This window comes from Dyadobacter sp. NIV53 (genome assembly GCF_019711195.1).
In the GTDB taxonomy this organism is placed as follows: domain Bacteria; phylum Bacteroidota; class Bacteroidia; order Cytophagales; family Spirosomataceae; genus Dyadobacter.
Genome location: NZ_CP081299.1, coordinates 411,210 through 432,702 on the forward strand (window position 1 = coordinate 411,210; position 21,493 = coordinate 432,702).

At 43.6% G+C, this 21,493-nt stretch carries 10 protein-coding genes and 2 pseudogenes; all 12 read right to left on the bottom strand.

The features are described 5' to 3' along the window. Nucleotides 1-164: 164 nt before the first annotated feature. The 12 genes and pseudogenes from KZC02_RS01715 to KZC02_RS01770 all read right to left on the bottom strand — a co-directional run bounded on the left by KZC02_RS01715 (nt 165) and on the right by KZC02_RS01770 (nt 21,492). The gene (locus tag KZC02_RS01715) at nt 165-1,517 is read right to left on the bottom strand and encodes an MFS transporter (RefSeq protein ID WP_221392518.1); all 1,353 of its coding nucleotides are present in this window, start codon (nt 1,515-1,517) and stop codon (nt 165-167) included. Beyond that, nucleotides 1,514-2,521, bottom strand: a complete 1,008-nt coding sequence (locus tag KZC02_RS01720; protein ID WP_221392519.1) for a 2-dehydro-3-deoxygalactonokinase — start codon at nt 2,519-2,521, stop codon at nt 1,514-1,516. Before KZC02_RS01720 ends, KZC02_RS01715 begins: the two co-directional genes overlap by 4 nt. Before the next feature lie 285 nt (nt 2,522-2,806). After that, nucleotides 2,807-5,014 carry a PQQ-binding-like beta-propeller repeat protein gene (locus KZC02_RS01725; protein WP_409014236.1) on the bottom strand — a complete coding sequence of 736 codons (2,208 nt, stop codon included), beginning with the start codon at nt 5,012-5,014 and terminating at the stop codon, nt 2,807-2,809. Between the two features lie 311 nt (nt 5,015-5,325). Continuing rightward, nucleotides 5,326-6,807 carry a RagB/SusD family nutrient uptake outer membrane protein gene (locus KZC02_RS01730; RefSeq protein WP_221392520.1) on the bottom strand — a complete coding sequence of 494 codons (1,482 nt, stop codon included), beginning with the start codon at nt 6,805-6,807 and terminating at the stop codon, nt 5,326-5,328. An 18-nt stretch (nt 6,808-6,825) separates the two neighbouring features. Beyond that, the gene (locus tag KZC02_RS01735) at nt 6,826-9,813 is read right to left on the bottom strand and encodes a TonB-dependent receptor (protein ID WP_221392521.1); all 2,988 of its coding nucleotides are present in this window, start codon (nt 9,811-9,813) and stop codon (nt 6,826-6,828) included. Between the two features lie 78 nt (nt 9,814-9,891). After that, nucleotides 9,892-11,057 (bottom strand): annotated as a pseudogene (gene dgoD / locus KZC02_RS01740) (galactonate dehydratase). Between the two features lie 257 nt (nt 11,058-11,314). Next, entirely contained in the window at nt 11,315-12,550 is a 1,236-nt protein-coding gene (locus tag KZC02_RS01745; protein ID WP_221392522.1) for a mandelate racemase/muconate lactonizing enzyme family protein, read from the bottom strand. A 186-nt stretch (nt 12,551-12,736) separates the two neighbouring features. Beyond that, on the bottom strand, nt 12,737-13,774 hold the full coding sequence (locus tag KZC02_RS01750) for a LacI family DNA-binding transcriptional regulator (RefSeq protein ID WP_221392523.1): 1,038 nt from the start codon (nt 13,772-13,774) through the stop codon (nt 12,737-12,739). Nucleotides 13,775-13,900: 126 nt separating this feature from the next. After that, nucleotides 13,901-15,256 (bottom strand): enolase C-terminal domain-like protein, encoded by a 1,356-nt coding sequence (locus KZC02_RS01755; protein WP_221394912.1) that lies wholly within the window; start codon nt 15,254-15,256, stop codon nt 13,901-13,903. Nucleotides 15,257-15,314: 58 nt separating this feature from the next. Continuing rightward, a complete protein-coding gene (locus KZC02_RS01760; protein WP_221392524.1) occupies nt 15,315-16,856 on the bottom strand; it encodes a SusD/RagB family nutrient-binding outer membrane lipoprotein in 1,542 nt (513 codons plus the stop codon). A gap of 22 nt (nt 16,857-16,878) precedes the next feature. After that, a pseudogene (locus tag KZC02_RS01765) lies at nt 16,879-20,014 on the bottom strand (SusC/RagA family TonB-linked outer membrane protein). A 482-nt stretch (nt 20,015-20,496) separates the two neighbouring features. Beyond that, the gene (locus KZC02_RS01770) at nt 20,497-21,492 is read right to left on the bottom strand and encodes a response regulator (protein ID WP_310590396.1); all 996 of its coding nucleotides are present in this window, start codon (nt 21,490-21,492) and stop codon (nt 20,497-20,499) included. Nucleotide 21,493 lies beyond the last annotated feature (1 nt).

Sequence of the window (21,493 nt, forward strand, 5' to 3'; positions counted from 1 at the left end):
AAAATATATGTAACGAAGGCAAGGGCCGCAGGGAGGTAAAATGTAAAATCAGTCATGCCACTGTTTATTAACCAGGTTTTTAATCTCAAAACAGAAATCCTAATCAGGACATTCTGTGTGATTTTTTCGTTTTAATTCAAACTGGGTGCACAAAAATTTTCATGTCACTGCAATTCATGCAATTCCACAATTTTACCATTCTTTGTTAGCAGATGAATAATTAGCCAGGCAATCAGATAAGTGCAGCCACAGATGGTGAAGATAATATTGTAACCATGTGAGAGGTTTCCGGTGGCTTTATAAGTATCAAGCAGATTACCGATCAGAATTGGAAAAAGTATACCGCCCACAGCTCCGGCCATCCCTCCTATCCCAACAACCGAACTCACTGCCTGTTTGGGGAACAGATCAGAGGGCAATGTAAAAACATTGGTTGCCCAGGCCTGATGTAATGCCACGGCAAAACTGATCAGCCCGACTGCAACCCATACACTTGTGGCAAACTGGATCAGGATAACGGATAATTCCAGAAACGCAAAAACCAGTAAAACGACCTTTCTGGCCCTCACTACCGGCCATCCTTTTTTGATCAGCCGGGAAGAAAACCAGCCACCGCTAATACTCCCAACAGTTGTTGCGGTATAGATCAGCATTAATTCCAGACTTGGCTTTTTTAGATCAAGATTAAATGTAGAAGCAAAATACGAAGGTAACCAGAACAGGAAAAACCAGTAAATGGGATCGATCAGGCCTTTACCAGTAATATATGCCCAGGTTTGGGGGAAAGTGAATAACCTGATCCATTGCACTTCTAACTTTTCACCATTGATCTGTTCTTCTATTTCCTGCCCGCTCCGTATATAATGATATTCTTCGGTGGTCAGTCTTTTTTGCCGTGATGGTATTTCATAAAACAGTAACCAAAAAATGAGCCATACAAAACCCAGTGCACCTGTAATCCAGAATACTTCCTGCCATCCGTAACGGCTTAGAATCCAGGGAACAAGCAATAACGCAACTACCACACCAACACTCGTTCCGGCATTAAAAAGACCTGTTGCCAAAGCACGTTCTTTTTTAGGAAACCATTCTGCAACGGTTTTAACCGCAGCCGGGTAATTTCCGGCTTCACCCAAACCCAAACCAACCCGTGCCAGGCCAAACCCAAAAGCGCTTCGGGCCATGGCATGCAGCATTCCGGCAATACTCCAGAAAACAATGGTAATGGAATAGCCCAGCCTCGTCCCGATTTTGTCAATAAGCCAGCCAAAAATGAGCAAACCTACTGCATAAGCCGCTGTAAAAGCCATAACGATCCGGGCAAAGTCGGTCTCTGTCCAGACAAATTCTTTTTCCAGAATTGGTTTTAATAAGCCAATAATCTGCCGGTCGAGATAATTGATGGTGGTAGCCAGAAATAGCAGGACCACAATGATCCAGCGGTAATTTTTTATTTTATAATAACTCTGTGATTGAGGCTTTTTTGAAAAAACAGATGAATAAGTGCGCTCGCTCATAAGTTTATATTGTTGAGTATAAATGCCTGATTCCTGAAAATTTTAATTTGCCCTGCTACGGTCGCCCTGTCTGCCATATCAGACGAAACAGTTGTTGTACGTTCCGATAATCCTGATTCATCCAGAGCCAGTTTGTACAATTCGAACAAATTATTTCCACTACATAAGACCAGCTGCGCGTGAATCTCATCTAAAAGATTTGTAATTTCTGAACCGATCAGCAGGCCACTCAAATAAAGGGCATTCTCCTTCTTACTCAGTTTGTTAAATAGCTGATTAGTCCTGACCCTGAACAGCCCTTTAAGAATTCCTGTCGAATCTGCTTCTCTTACACCCAGCCTGAATGCAGCCAGTTCGTCTTCTGAAAAATCCGGTAGAACGGACAGTTCAATGGAATCTTTCAAAATGCTGTGTGTGGAAATAATCTTAAAAATTTCACCGGTCATGAATGTTTGAAAACCTGTTAATTTTTTGTTTTGGATGAATAAATGCTTGGAATGTGTACCCGGAAAAATCACATTTGTTTTATCCCCGACAGATAAATCCGTCAATTCCGCCAGTCCGATCAGTTGCGTTTCTTCACCACGCATGACATCGTGTTCGCTTTTCACTCCCGAAATAAGTAAAATATCGTGCATAAAACTGTCATCAGAATCTATCCGGTAGACATTCAGCTGATTTCCATCAAGGTCGAATGGAAGGTTTGAATAGGGAATTTCATGCATACCAATGGACGACGAAGCCATTCCGGAAATTACAATGGCAACGCCATCCAGATACACGTCAAACTTATTTTCTAAAAGTGTAATTTGCTTTTGTAAATGATCAATAAAAAACCTCCTTCTATCTGAAAAATTACTATCCAAAGCCTTCCAGTTGTCAAAAGTGAGTGCAACACCTTCCATGGAAAGTATCTCACCAATAACTTCCTGGTTCTCCATATTTACCAGACGCAACCGGAAAGATGTAGTCCCCCAATCACAACACAATAAGTAGTTTTTCATGATTTTTAGCGGTTAGATGGCAACAGGTGGCTTTCGGCGGTCGGCTTTCGGCAGTCGACAGTCGGATATCGAAGGCCGGCTTTCAGCAATTGCTGAATTAGGGTCGTCGATATAATTGTAAATATTTAATAGCAAGTTGAAAATCTAATAAAAAAAACCGGTCACTGATTGCCAAAGCAAACCGTCAGCCGCCCACTGCCGAGCACCGAAACCCGACCGCCAACCGCCGACTGCCAACCGCCGACTGCCGACTGCCGAAAGCCGACCGCCTCCGCCCCGACCGCCCTAAGGCAACGCAAATGCCACATAAGTCCCTCCGGATTTTAACCCGTATCTGGCTCCTCCGGCTGCGATGGCTATGTATTGATTACCATTTACCATGTATGTGACCGGTGTAGCAAATCCACCCGCCGGCAATTTATATTTCCAGATCACGTTTCCTGTTTTGGTATCAAAAGCCCTTAAATTTTCATCATAAGTTGCAGCAATAAATAACAATCCGCCAGCTGTAACGACGGGCCCGCCATGATTTTCTGTTCCTGTTGGTGGTATTCCTTTTTTGGTCAGCTCCGGATACTCACCGAGCGTAACTTTCCATAAATATTCTCCTGAGTTCAGATCAACGGCATTCAGTGTTCCCCAGGGTGGTTTTATGGCCGGATAATTATCCTGGTCCCGAAACTGCACATTACCATTGTTGATATATGGCGGAGTATAAGGAAAATCCCTTTTCTGCTCAGATCCCGTTTCAGATAATTGATGAATATCACTGGTAGGCACCTTTTCATTTTCCAGTAAAAAATCAATGATCGCATTCCGGTCTTCTCTGGTAAAATGCTGGAAAGAAGGCATTCTGCCACGTCCTGTTTCCAGAATTGTATTAATCTGTGGTCTGCTTAGGCGTTTACCAATGTCCTTTAAAACCGGATAAGCCTGTGCACCGGCAGCAGTGCTGTTTTTCGAATCCATGGCGTGACAGGAGGCACAATTGGTATTAAAAAGTGCAGATCCTTTTGTTAAAACTTCTCCGTTTTGCTTTTCTTTTGCATCACGCATTTTCAGCCACCACAGCATATTATTACCATTGACATACATAATCCCGCTTGGATCAACTGCATTTCCACCCCATTCTGCACCACCGCCGATTCCATAATATAACGACCCCTGCAAGCCGGGAGGAATATTTTTAGCTCCGCTTCTCCCGTTTTTAAACCTGTCCAAAACATAAGCATGTGCTTCGGAAGTCCGGTTCGACAGGTCATTTTCCGTCAGATCCTGATTGGCAAAAGGCGCAGGTTTGGATGGAACAGGCTGAGTTGGCCAGGGCTCTTCACCTGGTAAAGCCGGCAAGTCCGGGACAGGCACTTCATTAACCGGGAATAATGGTTTGCCGGTTTCTCTGTCTAAAACAAAAATCAACCCGTCCTTTGTTACCTGCGCTACGGCATCGATCATTTTGCCATTATGCTTTACTGTGACCAGATTAGGCGGGCAAGGGATATCCCGGTCCCAGAGATCGTGGTGTACAGTCTGGAAATGCCAGATCCTTTCACCTGTTTTCGCATTTAAGGCTAGGACACAATTGGCAAATAAATTGGTCCCTTTCCGTGCGCCTCCATAAAAATCTACGGACGGTGAACCTGTTCCCATAAACACAATTCCACGTTTTTCATCGACAACCATTCCCGCCCAGCAATTGGCTCCGCCCAGTTTTTTGTAAGAATCTTTCGACCAGGTTTCATAACCAAATTCACCCGGAAGTGGTATAGTCCTGAAAACCCAGGCAAGTTTTCCCGTTCGCACATCGAATGCCCTGATGTTGCCCGGAAGCGCATCACCGCCTTCGGAAACGGACGAGCCCATGATCAGTAAATCCTGATAAATTACACCCGGCGTCGTAGAGCGGATATTAAAATTATTTACATCGTAACCCAGCGTTTCTTGATCACCCAATCCTTCATGCAAATTAACTTCACCATTTTTACCAAAACCTTTTATCAGTTGTCCTGTCTTTGCATTCACGGCATACAATGCTGGGCCAACTGAATATAATATCCTTTTGTCTTCACCATTTTCCCAAAAAACAACTCCACGTACCGGATGAAAACGCGGACGTTTACCTGGCGTGGAAAAGGGATTGAATTTCCATATTTCTTTACCAGAACCGGCTTCAATTGCAAATAATTTTAATTCCGGGGTTGTACCATACATGATGCCGTTAATTACAATCGGCTGACATTGTATATCCATTCCACGCTGACTGGTATCTTTATTTTCGCCTGTATCGTAAGTCCAGGCTAATTGCAGTTGATTGACATTCTGAGCGTTTATTTGTGTCAATCCGGAATAGCGGGTACCGGCAGCATTACCTCCGTAAGCAGGCCAGTCTTCATTTTTTTCGTCTGAAATTTCACTATCATTATCCTGAAAAGCAGCCATGCAAATCCATAGCAACAGCAACCCTACCGAAAAATATTTCCAATGGCGAATCATTTTTATGAAGGTTTTAAGCTGTTGGCGATTAGCTTTTGTTAGGTTGTAAAGTTTACAGAATCCCAGAAGGTAAAATATACAAAGGCCGCCACGCAATTGCTATGATAATACCATAGGTATGTACAATTTTGTAGCCATAGGTTTCAACCTATGGCCCCCGATGAAAATCCCCAAAGTGCCGCAGGTACGAAACGTTGCATACCTACGGCATTTATTTAATTGGTTTTATCGTTTACCACAACCAATATTATGTACCTGACTGAACCTACCTCAAATCCAAAAACCCTTTATAAATCCGGATTTAAATCCATTTAATTTAAATTCGGGTTCAGCGACGTATCCGAATAAGGCAGTGGAAACCAGTAATTTGCTTTGGTGATCGGTTTGATTGGCTGAAGATCATCCGGGCTCTTTTTAGCGTTGGCTTCTTCTACTTTTTCAAGGCGGATCAGGTCGAACCAGCGGGTTCTTTCACAGGCAAATTCCCAGGCACGTTCCTGTACCACTTCATCCGCAAATCTGGCAGCCGTCATTCCGTCCGCTGGTGACAGTGCTTTTGTTCCTGTTGCCCAGCCTCTCAGGCGAACTGCGTTCAATGCGTCATAAGCGGCCTGGTCCGGCCCTCCGGTTCCTCGTGCTTTTGCTTCTGCATAAATTGTCAGCACATGCGCATACCGCATCATCACCGATGGCAACGAAGCCTGGTACGTTACGAGATCACCTTTGATATACCATTTTTTGTAATAAGGATGTTTTGTCAAACTGTTTTGCCACGGAATTTTGGTTGCTCCTACCCCAAACTCCGTCCTGAATGTGGCGTCTTTACGCGGACCGGCAGGAAAATCCCGGAAGAAGTAAAGTTCTGCATACATATCGTCCCAGCCACCTTCTTCGCCCGGCATGGTTGTCAGCCCGTAAGTAGAATTTCCCGTACCATCTCCGCCAGTAAAACCATTCAGCTGAAAAACGGCTTCTGCTGTTCCGGTTGTAGACTCATCATTGGCAAAAACAGCTGCAAAAGTTGGCAGTAACTGAAATCCGTAGGCCGCCTTGTTATCGATCACTTCTTTTGCTTTGGCAGCCGCAAGGTCATATTTATCCGTTTGTTTAAGCGGCCATCCAGCCATTGTCAGATAAACATCAGCCAGAAATGCTTTTGCAGAACCTTTATTGGGACGGCCAGGATCACGTTTCGAATCGGGCAAATTAACTTCTGCTATTTTCAGGTCGGCAACGATCAGTTCATAAATTTTAGCAGGTTCCGTTTTGCCTACTGTCAGCAGGTCGGGGGAATATTCTCCGGCAAGCACCAACGGAATATTTCCCCAGAAACGGGTTAACCAATAGTAAGAAAATGCACGGATGAAATAGGCCTCTCCAACAATAATATCAATAGTAGCTTTATCACCCGTCGTATTCTGAAAATTATTAATAACATTATTGGCACCCTGAATTGCTTTGTAGCAACCATTGTAAACGGCATTGGAACGCTGGTTGGTCGTGGAAACATTAAACTGGTCAAATTCCCGCCAGTCGGCTTTATTACTTGCCGGATGTGTTGTTACATCATCACTTCCAAGTGTTGCGGCATTGGCCGAAGGATGTATAAATCCCATATTCCATTGCCAGGCCAGCCCTTTGTATGCACCTGTTAAAGCAGATTCCAGGCCGTCCTGCGTAGCGAGTACATTTGCTCCGTACAAAAGTCCTGTAGTATCTTCTTCCAGATAATCTTTACATCCTGCACCAACGAACAGCAACGCAGCAAGCATAAGTATGGTTAATTTTTTCATTTTGTTATAATTGAATATTTAGAAAGAAAGATTAAGACCTAATGTGTAAACTTTGGCATTCGGATAAGAACCGCGGTCGATACCAATAGCGGTATCAGTACCGGAGCCCACATTGCTGGATTCAGGGTCAGGGCCTGAATATTTGGTTATTGTAAACAGGTTGGTTGCACTGCCGAATATGCGGATCGTTCCGGAAGTATTCAGGAGTTTGGCAGGAAGATTATAACCCAGACTCACGTTTTTCAGTCTCACGAAACTGCCATTCTCCATAAAACGGCTCGATTGTGTGAAAGGCTGGTATGTTTTTGTAAATGCGGGAATATCAGAATCCTCATTGCCCGGGCGATAGTAATCCCTGATCTCGGTCAATAGGAACTGGCGTGCTTCACCAGATCCCGACATGGCGCCCGCTCTGGTGTAGTTTAGTTTATCAACTCCCAGAATTGCATTGAAAAATACATTCAGGGTAAATCCGCCATATGTAAAAGTGTTGTTCCAGCCACCAGTCACTTTTGGAAAAGCATGGCCGATTACCTGAAAATCATCCGTAGTAATGCTGTTATCCCCATTTACATCTTCATAATGCGGATCGCCCGGAACCCTGCCTTGTTTGGCTGCAATATCTGCTTCATTTGGTTTGAATGTTCCCAGATAATTCAGCCCCCAGTATGAGCCTAGCGGCTGGCCGGGCATGAGCATAAATTCATTGGTAATCGACATACCACCACCTGCATTAGTACCTGTTCCCAGTCGTGGCAATCCACCCAGATCAATTACTTTATTTTTAAGGGTAGAAAAATTCAGGTTCGTTTCCCAGCCGAATTTGCCCTGTACCGGTGTTCCTGCAATAGAAAATTCAAAGCCTTTATTTTCAATTTCCCCTACATTTTTCGTGGTTGTACCACCGCCTGCATAGTTTGGTATGGAAACATTCAGCAATAAATCGGTGGTATTTTTATGAAAATAATCTGCCTCTACGCGAAGCCTGCCATTCAGAAATTCCATTTCCAGACCAACGTCAGTCTGTTTGGTGGTTTCCCATTTCAAATCCGGGTTTCCTGCATTTCCCTGAATTACGCCAGCAACAATCGAGTTATTATTGAACGACACAAAAGTGGTGTTGTAGGAAGATAAAGTGGCATACGGATTAATTGCCTGGCTGCCCGTCATGCCCCAGCTTCCTCTTAGTTTCAGGTTACTGAACACGTTCAGGTTTTTGATAAATTCTTCTTCCGACAACCGCCATCCCAATGCCACAGACGGGAAAACGCTGTTCCGGTTTGCTTCACTGAATTTGGATGATCCATCTCTCCTCACCGCAGCGGACACCAGATATTTGTCTTTAAAAGCATAATTAACTCGTCCCAAAAGTGACAGTAAAGTTGATTTTGAAAAGCCGGATGAAACGGATGATGCTGCATTTCCTCCAATATTGTCATAACCCAGCTGCGGAAACCTAAGTCCGCTTGCATAAGCCTGGAAATATTTATTGGTAAATGACTGTGTTTCCAGTACCGCCACTGCATTGATAGAATGATTGCCTAACGTCACATTGTAATTCAGCGCATTGGTATTTTGCAACGTTAGCATATCCGACGAATAACGCGTTGCATTGGGTACGTGGTTGGCGATTCGCGGGCCATTCAGGTATTTGTTCTGCGCATCCTGGAAGTTAATTGCATATTGCAGGTCCAGCGTTAGGCCCTTAACCGGTAGCTGGTAATTCAAACCTGCGATACCGTTAATATTTGTTTTTCCGGTATCAAAGGATTTGTCATACAAATTATCCAGCGGACTTCTTGAAACAGAACCAGTCGGATCAGAATAAGTTGGAAGCCCGTCTGCGCCATAAGCCGGTGTGGTGGGTGCCCATTGCAAAGCTTCAATCAGCGCCCAGCCTGCATCCGTATTATGGTTTAATGAATTCGAACCGTTCAGGTTAAAACGTAAAGCGAGTTTGTTATTGACCTGCGTATTGAGGTTGGTCCTGAAAATGTAACGTTTGTAATTACTGTTTTCAATGATCCCTTTCTGATTGACGTAATTACCTGAGATTAGGAAAGTTGTCTTATCATTACCTCCGTTTATTGTGATCTGGTGTTGCTGGCCGTGTCCTTTCCGGTAAACCAGATCCTGCCAGTCTGTTCCGCCATTTTGTTTATAATCTGCGATCTGGGCTTCGGTAAATGGCGGAGTGGAACCCGTAGCAGTTGCGCGGGCATTTACAATTTCGGCAAATTCCCCAGCCGGTAATAAATCGAATTTTTTGATCACATTAGATACACTTGCCTGTCCTTCATAAGTAACCTTAATTCCCTTGGTTCCTTTTTTAGTCGTTATAATGACCACACCGTTTGCTCCCCTGCTGCCGTAAATAGAAGTGGACGCAGCATCTTTTAAAACCTGTATCGAAGCAATATCACTCGGATTCAGTAATCCGTAATCCGCACCGATAAAACCATCGATCACGTACAGTGGATCATTATTTCCCAAAACTGAATTGGCCCCACGGATCCGTATCCTGGAATCTCCGCCCGGCGCACCGTTCGACTGCGTAACCTGCACACCAGTAGCCCGTCCTTGCAATACCTGATCCAGCCTGGTGACGGGCTGTTGTGCAAATTCCTTCGTAGAAATCACCGCCAATGATCCGGTTACATCAGTTTTTTTCTGGGTTCCATAACCCACCACGACCACTTCATTTAAGATCTTTGATTCTTGGGTCAATTGCAGATTGATGACAGAACGATTGTTTATTTCGACCGTCTGACTAACATATCCAATAAAGGAAAAAACGAGAGTTCCGTTTCCAGGTGCATTGATGGCGTATTTTCCCTCGGAATCCGTAACGGTACCCTGTGAAGAACCGCCCACCAGCACGTTCACACCGGGTAGTGATGCATTATCTGCATCGGTAACCTGGCCTGTTATTCTATTTTCCTGAGCATGAACCTGGTTCAGGCAAAACAACAGGTTTAAAACAAAAACACTTACAATTTTTTTCATACGTTAAATTGTTGAACTATACATATATGGTTTAGAAAATTGGTTATGCTTGTGAGTTAGACTTTCCAGGATCCGGCTCTACCAGTCGACTACCGAGCCGTCAAATGGATTATAAGATTCCGGATTCTTCCAGTCATGGCCTATCTTATCCTTCATTAAGTTTTCATCCAGTTCAATCCCTAAACCAGGGCCTTTTGGAATTAGAACACTGCCGTCTTTTTCAAGTTTAAACGGATTTTTCAGATAACCTTCACCCAGCGAAACCTGCTCCTGAACAAGAAAATTGGGTACACTGGCAGCAACATGAAGTCCAGCCGCCAGGGAGATCGGGCCCATTGGATTATGGGGAGCGATGGGTACATAATAAGCCTCTGCCATTCCGGCAATAAGTCTTCCTTCCGTAATTCCGCCCGCATGGCACAGGTCAGGCTGAATAATACTGGCAGCACCTTTTTCAAGAATTTCGCGAAAACCCCATTTGGTAAAAATCCTCTCACCCGTCGCAATAGGCAGGTGTGTGCCCCGCGCAATGTCTACCATAGTATCCACATTCTGAGCCTGGCATGGCTCTTCAATAAACATGGGCTGGTATTGTTCGAGCTCTTTAATCAGGACTTTGGCAGTCTGCGGAGAAATAGCTCCGTGAAAATCAATAGCAATATCCATGTCGGCTCCGCCTGCTTCGCGAAGGGAGGCGAAATTATCAGAGGCATATTTGATGAACTTCGGGTTTTCTACTATGTTCGCAGGATTGACCTTGGCAACACCGGTTTTGATCACTGTAAAGCCTTCTGCTTTTCTTTTTTCATATCTTCAGCATTGGCAGCGCGGCCATAAATCCTGACCCTGTCCCTGGTTGGACCTCCAAAAAGTTCGTAAACAGGCACATTCAGCAGTTTGCCCTTTATGTCCCACAAAGCATGGTCAATACCGCTCAGTGCGCTTGTAAGTATGGGGCCTCCCCTGTAAAAAGCATGGCGGTAAATGGCCTGCCAATGGTGCACAATGGCTCTCGGATCTTTACCGATCAGATAGGGCTCTACTTCTTTAATCGCAGTCTGGATTGTCAGTGCCCGGCCTTCCAGCAGTGGCTCACCCAGTCCGAATACGCCTGCATCTGTATGAATTTTGAGAAAAATCCACCTGGGTTTTACCAGGAAAGTTTCCAACCTGGTAATCTTCACCTGGCCATATTCTTTGACCGTTTTTGGAATTGAAGCATAGGAGGTTTTTGGCAAAAGCATGGTTCCTAGTCCTGCCAGACCTAATACTGACTGGATTGCGGAGCGCCTGGAAATGGTAGATTGATTTGAATTATTCATTTTGTAAAATTTAACAGTTGCTAAGATCTTGTGACCCTGAGCGGATCGGACTGCCGTAGCAGTCGAAGGGTCTGCTACAATGATGGAATTATTGACACTAATCGCCCTGTCTTCGACCGTAGCGGCGGCCGCTCCGCTCAGACTGCCAAGATCTCAGCTTGCTTAAAATATGATTACTCTTACCAATTATGAATTGAACCATCGGGAGCCTTTAAAATCGGATGAGGAAATTTGGTTTTTTCTTTGACCTCCATCACAAAATCAGCTTTTTTCGGATCAAACTTTACACCTAATCCCGGACTGTCATTCAGGTATAATTTGCCGTTTTTGAAATTGATGTAATCCTCATTGAAGTAAGGCGGCCTTTCCGGTTCGCCGCCTCCAAGCTCCATCATACAACGCGCCGGACTGCTTGAACCCAGAACATGTACAAGTGCTGCGGTGGACAAAGGCCCTGTAAAATGCGGGATCATGCCTACATAATGCGTTTCACACATTGAAGCCAGTTTCCTGAATTCACCAATTCCACCTGTATTAGGGACTGTAAAACGGGTGTAATCAATGAGGCGGTTTTCTATTAATTCATTTGTATCCCAACGGTCACCGAATTGCTCACCCACTGCAATCGGCACCTTGGTCATCGACCGGACAGATTTATAAATACCCGGATTTTCAGATCTTACAATGTCTTCTACAAAATAAGGTTCAAGACTTTCCAGGGCTGCACATATCTTTAAACCATCGGTCATATCGAAACGGGTATGCAGGTCTATGGCCCATTTCCCACCTCCACCTACCGCTCTGTCTATCCTTTTACAGAACTCGATAGTTTTTTTAACATTGTCATAAAAATCAAAAGCCTGATCGCCGTTTCCTCCTGTCGGGCCTATTCGGTATGCTCTCAAACCTGCTTCAATACAATCCCTTGCTCTATCCTCTTCCGTTGCCGCTTTGGAAGCTTTGAAACCTGTCGCATAACATTCCACATAATCCCGGGTTGCACCGCCCAGGAGTTCATATATGGGAACATTCAAAGCTTTTCCTTTAATATCCCAAAGTGCCATTTCCAGCGCACCCAATGCGTGCAGCTTTTCCCGCCCGGGCGGATAAAACATGCCACGGTAAACATTCTGCCAGATGTGTTCAATCCGAAACGGATCTTCGCCAATCATCATCTGAGCACATTGTTCGATCATATCTTTGGAACCTCCTTCACCAATTCCGATAATTCCGCCATCCGTTTCAATTTCCACAATGCCTCTTGCCTGGTTAAATAGTGGCTTGTTATAACCCGGTGCACTGTAATAGCGGATTTTGGTAATTTTCATCTTAGAAGCTGCTTCAACCAGGGGCAAACCAGCCACAACAGCCGCCGAGCTAATTACAGCACTTTTTATAAAATCTCTTCTTTGCATAAAGTTTGATTTAATCTGCTTTTCGTTGTATTGATTTTCAATCAGGATGTTCCACACCAAATCGGTAGCATCACTGTGAATATATACCTGTATTTAGACTGACGTCGCAGCCAATCCATCTACTTTAACCGATTAACACTTTAACCATTAACCCTTTAACCATTAACCCCTTAACCCCTTAACCCCTTAACCCTTAAAAATCACCCCCCTGGCCTTCGAAGAATCCCTTGCGATCAGTTTGGCTTCCATTAAAATCTGTTTCATTCCTTCGTCCGGATTTTTCATTTTCGCGATGAGATACTGGACAGCTGTTTTTCCCAATAATTCCAGTGGTTGCCTGAGATAGGAAATTGGACAGTAATAAAGATCAAATACTTCTGCTTGTCCAAAACTAACGATTGCGAGATCTGAGGGCACTTTTAAACGTAATTCATTGATATATTTCAAACCATTGATTGCCAGGCCGTAAGTCGCAAAAATGAGTGCATCCACTTTATGGCCGGAATACATGATTTCATCAATCGCCGTTTTCACTTCCGTTTCCATTGTTTCAAATCTCACCTCTTTAAGCCATTCTGCATTTAAATCCACACCATTGTCACGTAGGGCATGCCTGTATCCGCGTATCCTCTCAACCATATGATACATATCTGACTTATAAGCAATTAGCCCTACTTTTTCATAACCACCCTTCACAAGGTGTGAACCCGCATCATAGGAAGCCTTAAAATTATTCGTGGCTACGAAATCAGTCTGTATATCCGGAAAATGCCTGTCGAGCAAAACAAAAGGGATGTTTTTTTCTTTTAAAAAGTAAATCTGGTTTTCCGAATTTTCACAGGAAACGATAACAAAACCATCAACCTGCCTGTTGATCAGTACATTTAAAAGGTCAAGGGATTTTTCCGCGTTTTCATCACAGCTTCCGATAATCACCGTATAGCCATTTCGCTTTGCTTCGTCTTCCACAACCCTCGCAATGTTGGCGAAAAATGGATTTGAAATATCCGCAATGATCAGGCCGATAGTATGTGTTTTTCCACTTCTCAGGCTTTTTGCCAGGTGGTTAGGCTGGTAACTTAATTCATTCGCTATCAGCTTGATCTTCTCAGCAATGGCTTCTCCTACCCTGCTTTCCTTTTCTTTTCCATTCAAAACATAGGAAACCAGCGCGGTTGACACGCCTGCCCGTTGTGCTATGTCTTTCATAGAAATCTTTTTCATTTTATTTTGACAGAATTAAAGGATTTTCAGGATTTACAGAATTGGAGAAATCGTACCTGATGCAATTCCGGTAAGATTTGTAAAACTGTAAACTTTAAACTTTGAACTCTTAACTCTAAACTCCCTTCAAGGCCTGATTATAGTCCCGTCGAATTTCCTTACCTGCCAGTTGGATTTAGTTGTGATCGGATATTTAGCGGCTTCTTTTTCATTGATATCGACGCCAATTCCGGGCACTTCATTGACAGACATATAGCCGTCTTTCATGGTCGGGCAACCGGAAAAAACTTCGAGGGTTTTGTCGTTGAATGATACTGCTTCCTGTATCCCAAAATTCCAGACGGCCAGATCAATATGTGCATGAGCTGAATGGCCAACCGGTGAAACATCACCCGGGCCATGCCACGCAGTTTTTACATTAAACCACTCACCCAATCGTGCAACTTTCATAGCCGGCGTCACGCCTCCGATCTGAGAAACGTGGATACGGATGTAGTCAAACCATTGATTGACCATTGGTTCAAGGAATTCATTGATATTATTGAAAAGTTCTCCCATTGCAAGAGGCACCGTTGTACTGGCACGTAACTGCTTGAACCACTTCATGTTTTCGGGAGAGAACGGATCTTCAATAAAAAACGGGCGGTATTGTTCCAGTTGTTTGATCATATTGATCGCATCCATGGGCTGCACTCTTTCGTGGATATCATGCAGCAATTCAACTTCATCGCCGCAACCTTTCCGCACTGCCTCAAAAAGTTTGGGAATTGATTTCAGGTACGTGCGCTCATTCATGTAATTATCCGTTTCTCCGCCAAAATTCATGGCTTTAAAATCAGGTTTTTGTTCCGTACTTCCCACTGCCCCGTAACCTCCCTGCTGAATCCGGATATACTTAAAACCCCTTGCCTGAATTCCTTTAACGCTTTCAACTACTTCCTCAGGCGTGCGTCCATTTGCATGTGTATAACATGGTACAGCAAACCGCGATTTTCCGCCTAACAATTGATATAATGGCATTCCGGCACGTTTTCCTTTGATATCCCAAAGTGCCTGGTCCAATCCGCTCAGTGCATTGTTGAGCACCGGGCCATTTCTCCAGTATGAACTGACGTAAGCAGCCTGCCACATATCCTCAATATTATCGACATCTTTGCCTGTACAGAACTCATTGAGATAGGTATTGATTGCTACCAGAACCACCGCAGCGCGTTGGGTGAAAGTGGCACAGCCAAGCCCGTACAATCCGGGCTCGCTCGTCTCAACCTTGACGACGATCAGATTAGAACCCTGAGGAGCCGTAGCAATAGCTCTGACACTCGTGATTTTGACAGGTTTCATGGCTTTTGCATAACCGGGAACTCCCTTTTCTTCCCGCGCCTGCGCTGTTGAAATGCCTCCAAACAAACCCAGAATACCGGCGGAACCACTAAGGCCAAGCATCTTCATCGTATCACGGCGGCCGAAATCAGTTTTATCCATCATAAAATCAATAATAGTTGAAAGGTTTAGGAATAGTAATATTTTATAAATCAACTAATTATGGCTTATCCCACCACACGCGTGTATTCAGGTCATTTGGGCCCTGGCGGGAATTAGCTTCGTTTACGTTACCCAGATTGACAATGATCTCACTATCAGGATAAGGCATCCGGCGGATAAAATCACCGGTAATTTCAGAACCCGGATATGGATTTTTTTTCAGTGCAGGATAGCCGCTTCTACGGAAATTGGCGAACAATTCACTTCCATCCAGAAATGCCGCAACCCAGTATTGCGTATTGATCTGATCCAGAGCTTTGGCAGGGTCCAACGGATGTGCTTTCAGGTAAGCCTGAATGGCATCTTCCTTAATTGTTGCACTGGGATCGTACTTGGCCATTTGTTCCAGATGTGCTCTTACTCCCTTTGTAAAATAGTCTGATGCGGCACCTGAAATCCAGCCTCTTGTAGCAGCTTCGGCGAGTAACAATTGGTTTTGGGCATAAGTAATATGAAACTCAGGAGCATCCAGTTTAAGAACGGTTTTGAGATTTATTTGGGTAAAGTCCCATAAACTCGCCACGCCATACTGACCTAGAATGGTATTAATGGAAACATCGTTATACCCCATTGGCATGCCAATCTGCAATTTAGGATCGGATGTAGCACGGGCATCAACTTGTTCAGGCCCGCCCTTTGCACCTACATACCGGACGGCCATTACTGGCAAACGCGGATCATTATTTGCCTTTAAATAATCAACAAAGGGTGCCGCGAGGTAAAAGTTGGTCTTTTCTCTTGCTGCTAAATGATTGGCAATGTAGTTGTTATAAATTGCTGTATGACGAATAACAGAATTATCATCATTGGATTCAAACAATCCGCCCGCAACTGCTTTTGTTACATAAGTTTTGGCCAGCTCGGGATCAACTTTGGTCAGGCGCATGCCGGCTCTCAGCATGAGCGAATAACCCAGTTTTTTCCATTTAGCGGCATCACCTCCATATAAAATATCTGTTGTAACAGGTGCCTGCGAAACATCCAGTGCAGCGGAAGCCTCTTCAAGTTCTTTCAGAATGTCCTTGTAAATTGTTTCCTGCGGGTCGTATTTCGGACTGATAATTTCATTGATATATCCTTGCCCGGCTTCAAAATAAGGCACATCTCCATAAGTATCCGTCAGGATCATAAATGCATAAGCTTTCCAGATCCTGGCCGCATTGTAAATATTAGCCTGAGCCGGGTCATCCCTGGTCTGGTTTACAACGGCTACAACCTGTTTGATCACATTTCTGTAAAAATTCACCCAGACCAGCGGCGTGTTGGCGTTATTGAACTGATTGTAATTGCCGCCGGACAACGAACTTCCATAAGGCGTAATGATCTGCTGCACAATACCAAAATTGTAACAAAGCATACCCAATGTAGAAACGCCGTCCAGGTAAGTCGTGCTTATAATTGCTTTGTTTAAAATCAGCGAGGGTGCTAATGACGTCGGGTCTACTTTATTGGTATTGATCTCATCAAACCCATCGTCGCAACCGGAAAGCAGGCTCAATGAGAGCAGCATTCCTAAGAAATATTTTAGATTCGTTCTCATATTTTCTAATCTGAGATTGAGGTTAAAATCTTAAATTCAAATTAAATCCAATGCTTCGTGTTGGCGGTAACCCGGGCCAGAAATCGAGCCCGGCGGAATTGTCCGAGGAATTGATCACCTCTTCAGGATCCATATTTTCTGTCCATTTTTTAATGATCAGGACATTGTTCGCAACAGCGCTCAGCCTTAATCCCTGGATAAATGATTTGGCAGGCAAAAGTTTGCCCAGGTCATAGCTTAAAGTAAGTTGCCTTAATTTCCAGAATCCCGCATTGGACACGAAATCTTCATTGATTCCCAATGGATTAATGGATTCATAAAAAGGCTGAACGGCCGCTTTGGTCTGGTTAATTTCTCCGTCAGGATTCACGCCGTTTCCGATCACAAAGCCTTCCGCACGGCCAGGCAGGGTACGTTTGGATAAACCATGCCGCATATAATTGATATTTCTTCCGGCAATCATTTTATACCCCAGCTTAAAATCTATCAGCGCGGACAGGATTATTCCCTTGTAAGTGAATGTGTTGGTAATTCCCCCAAAATATTTCGGCAATGCATTTCCTACATTTTTCAGGGTATTGTTACGCAAAGGCATTCCGCTGTTTTTATCAAAAACCTGCCTGCCCTGTGCATCCCTCAAATAAGTAAAGGTGTATAATTGCCCGATTGGCTTTCCCACAACTTCATTCAAAGTCCTGCCGCCGCCGCCGCCAACAGTAATTACAGTATCCTTATCTGCCAGGCCAAGTTTCAGCACTTCTGAAGTATTATAGGACGCATTTACACTTACATCCCAACGGAATGATTTGGTATTAACCGGCGATCCGGTCAGCAATATTTCCAGCCCCTGGTTCATGCTTCTTCCTACATTGATCAGTTTATTAGTATAGGATGATGCATCTGAAATCTGCGCCGCAAGTATCTGGTCTTCGGTGATTTTGTGGTAATAAGTAAAATCAAGGCCGATCGCATTTTCAAACAATTTCAGTTCCAGTCCGGCTTCTGCTTCTTTCACCCTCAACGGACGCAAATCCCGGTTTGGAACAGTCGAAACATTAATCCCTCCTACCGGAACCGGCTGACCGGCCGGATTAGGAAAGGAATTATTATCAACCGCATAATAAAGCGCATTCGAATATGGGTTTACATTATCAGAACCAACCTGTGCATAAGCAGCCCTCAACTTACCAAAAGACAACCAGGCAGGAAGGTTAGAAAATGCCTGTGAAAAGACAAAACTACCCGTTACGGACGGATACAAAATACTTCGGTTTGCGGGCGCAAGTGTTGAAAACCAGTCGTTTCTGGCAGTCACATTCAGGTACAAAAATTCCTTATAACTTATCGTTGCGGCACCAAACAACGAATTGATTTTCTTTTCTGTGAGGCTGTAAAACGGATTTTTCACCCTTCCATTCATCACGGTGTATAAACCTGGCTGGATAAAATCCTGTACTGTCACACTGTTGTAATCCATACGTGCATATCGGGTATTTCCTCCCAAAGTAACATCCAGGCCAATTGGCCCGAAAGTATGATTTCCACCCAGAATAAAATCCAGATTTCTTTCCGTATTCCGTCTGACGTCCTGTGTAAATGAGCCGTTTACAAAACCAACCGGCGCTTTGGCGATCGGAGCGTATCCATTAGGAATATTGTAATCCTGGCCACGTACATAAAAATCCTGGGCAATTCTTCCCTGTAAATAGAGCCAGTCAGTAAACTGGTATTTCAGCGCAATATTTCCAAAAATCCTGTCCCTAGTAATATTTTCAAAATGATGGCTCAGTGAATAATAAGGATTATTACGTACCAAAAATCTTGAAAAAACAAATTCATCACCATTTGGCAGCGTCTGGTTGTCTTTCAGTGCCTGGAAGGGCATCGAATTTGCCAGTGTAAATATGACTGTTGAAGTGGCAAAATCCTGAGCGTCTATCTGAGGCGGATTTGTATTTTTTTCTTTTGAATAATTGATGTTACCGTTGGCCGTCAGCCTTTTAGAAATATTCTGGCTAAAACCCAGATTGACGACCTTTTTATTAAAAGTATTATTTTCAACAATTCCCTTGTTGTCCGTATTGGATAGTGAAAGGCTGAATCCGCCATTTGTCCCATTGTTTGACACAAGTAACGGTGTTTGTCAGATTGGTACCAACCCGATAAAACTTTTTGACTCTGTGCCGCACCGGTTCATACGGATATACCTCGTTGTCAAACAAAATTTGGGTCATTCCCGGCTCGAATTTCTCTCCAAAACTCCATACACCGGAAGTCGGATTGGGAGTTGTGGGCCGTTTTCCACCCTCGCCCTGCCCATATTCATATTGAAAATCTGTAAAATCAAGAGGTGTATCTGTGGTAAAATTCATGTTATAGGTAACTCCTAAGCCAGTGCCTGAGCCTCTGCTTTTTGTTGTGATCATCACCACACCATCTTTCGCACGCGAACCATATAAAGCAGCAGCAGTTGCCCCTTTCAGTACAGTCATCGATTCTATATCATCCGGATTGATACTTGACAAACCGTCTCCGCCATCTGAATTATTAGCCGAACGCTGTCCGTAATCTCCACCGCCGGCATAATTTGAATTGTCAATCGGAACACCATTTATTACAATCAACGGGCTGTTCTGGCCGCTGAATGAAGATTGCCCGCGGATTCGAATTTTGGCCGTTCCGCCCGGTCCTGTCGACAAGGACGAAATATTAACACCTGCCATTTTGCCCTGTAAACCACTCAGTACATTGGGCGATCGGTTGGTTGAGATCTGGTCAGTGTTGACTGTGGCGGTTGCATATCCCAGCGTTTTAGCCTCGCGCTTTATCCCAAGCGCAGTTACTACGACCTCTGTAAGATTTTTTTCTTCCTGAACCAATTGTACATCAATCACAGAACGCGAATTAACACTAATGGTCTGACTTACATAACCAATATATGAGAACACCAGTGTTGCACCGGATGGCGCCGAAATTACATATTTGCCATCCGAATCGGTCACAGTTCCCTGATTGGTACCGCCTACCAGAATGTTGACGCCGGGCAGAATTTCGGCTGTCGGGCTGGTTACCTTTCCGGAAATGGTCAGGTTTTGTGCCAGAATTATACTTCTGCTCAAAAGCAGAATGCTAATGATGAGTTTTAAATGTATTTTCATAACGTTAAGATGAGCAATAGACCACCTGTTTGAATCGAAATACTGCAATAACTATATGCATTATACGTACACCGTCAAGTCTTCCCGTGCCGGCTATGTAAATCCAGTCATCAGGAAATGCTTTAACGATTAAGCTATCCGGAACAACAAAGTCTTTCCCAGGCTATTTTTTCAAAAATAACCGGTCAGTTTTCTGCGAAATATGGAAATAAGGAATCTACGTTTTGCTACTTTCAGGTTTTAAGGTTTTTAAAACAGTAAGAAAATGCAATTAAGAAGTGTGTTTTGGAAAAAGGAACGTGTAGTCAGGTAACGCGGCGCTTTCTGATCTTGATGAAGTGACCCAAATTTATGTTTAATCGATTAAACAACAAAATATTTATAACTTTTATTTTTATATTTTTTCCATAAATAAACATATTAACAGAGAATTAAAACTAGTTGTTATTTCAATATAATTTTAGTAGAGTAAATTCTATCAATCAAATTTTATTCGTTTTGTTGGAAATGCTCCGGATCACGTCGTCCAGTTCCCGGGCCGACATTAAAATGTAGTCAAGTAGTTCATTTTGCTCTTCCTCCGTGTTTTCATAATTTTTTATCAGGCCCACCAGGCTCATCAACCTGGCAACCGGCGCTCTCACTACATGGGATTGCAGCCACGCAATTTCTTTCAGTTTTTCATTTTGGTTTTCAATCGCCTTAATATAATTGAGCCGGTCTGTAATATCAGTCGCGAGCACCACATTTGCTTCCCTGTTTTTAAACCAGATTTTATTTGCTTTTATGTCAAGACGTATAAACTCGCCGCTTTTTTTCCTGTTCCTGAAAGTACCATCAAAATGATTCTGATCTGAATTTTTAATAAATAACATAGCTGCTTCCAGCTCAGGTATATCTTCCTCAGACCTGATATCCCGGATCGTCATCGCCATAAATTCTTCGCGATTGTAACCGTAATGCTCAATAGCAGCATCATTGACATCTAAAAATTCCAGCGTTTCCAGATCATACACCCACATCGGCTGCGGGCTGAGATGAAACAGGTTACTATATCGTTTTTCTGATTCTTCCAGTTCAATCGACTTTTTCTTGCGCTCAATACTGTATAAAATGCTTTTATACAATGATGATGAAGATAGATCATCTTTTAAAAGATAATCTGAAATACCCAGGGCAAGGGAATTTACACTAAAGCGGACATCAGCATACCCGGTTAACACGATAATTGGAATGTCGGGCGAAATATCCATCATTTCCAGGATAAGGCTGGCCCCGTTTTTATCAGGCAACGACAAATCCAGCAAAATGACGTTAACGGCCAGTTTTTCAACCGTTAGCAGATTTTTGCATTCCTTAAAATCTTTTGCATGAAAGATATGCAGAGAAACGCTTTGCTCCTCTAAGAATTCGGTTATCAGTTCCAGATCTCCCGGATTGTCTTCTACAATTAAAATTTCATACTGTCTGTTACTCATT

What these genes read in the sequence shown, in the direction of transcription:
- KZC02_RS01715 (WP_221392518.1), bottom strand. Translation starts at nt 1,517, where the DNA reads ATGAGCGAGCGCACTTATTCATCTGTTTTTTCAAAAAAGCCTCAATCA.
- KZC02_RS01720 (WP_221392519.1), bottom strand. Translation starts at nt 2,521, where the DNA reads ATGAAAAACTACTTATTGTGTTGTGATTGGGGGACTACATCTTTCCGG.
- KZC02_RS01725 (WP_409014236.1), bottom strand. Translation starts at nt 5,014, where the DNA reads ATGATTCGCCATTGGAAATATTTTTCGGTAGGGTTGCTGTTGCTATGG.
- KZC02_RS01730 (WP_221392520.1), bottom strand. Translation starts at nt 6,807, where the DNA reads ATGAAAAAATTAACCATACTTATGCTTGCTGCGTTGCTGTTCGTTGGT.
- KZC02_RS01735 (WP_221392521.1), bottom strand. Translation starts at nt 9,813, where the DNA reads ATGAAAAAAATTGTAAGTGTTTTTGTTTTAAACCTGTTGTTTTGCCTG.
- KZC02_RS01745 (WP_221392522.1), bottom strand. Translation starts at nt 12,550, where the DNA reads ATGCAAAGAAGAGATTTTATAAAAAGTGCTGTAATTAGCTCGGCGGCT.
- KZC02_RS01750 (WP_221392523.1), bottom strand. Translation starts at nt 13,774, where the DNA reads ATGAAAAAGATTTCTATGAAAGACATAGCACAACGGGCAGGCGTGTCA.
- KZC02_RS01755 (WP_221394912.1), bottom strand. Translation starts at nt 15,256, where the DNA reads ATGGATAAAACTGATTTCGGCCGCCGTGATACGATGAAGATGCTTGGC.
- KZC02_RS01760 (WP_221392524.1), bottom strand. Translation starts at nt 16,856, where the DNA reads ATGAGAACGAATCTAAAATATTTCTTAGGAATGCTGCTCTCATTGAGC.
- KZC02_RS01770 (WP_310590396.1), bottom strand. Translation starts at nt 21,492, where the DNA reads ATGAGTAACAGACAGTATGAAATTTTAATTGTAGAAGACAATCCGGGA.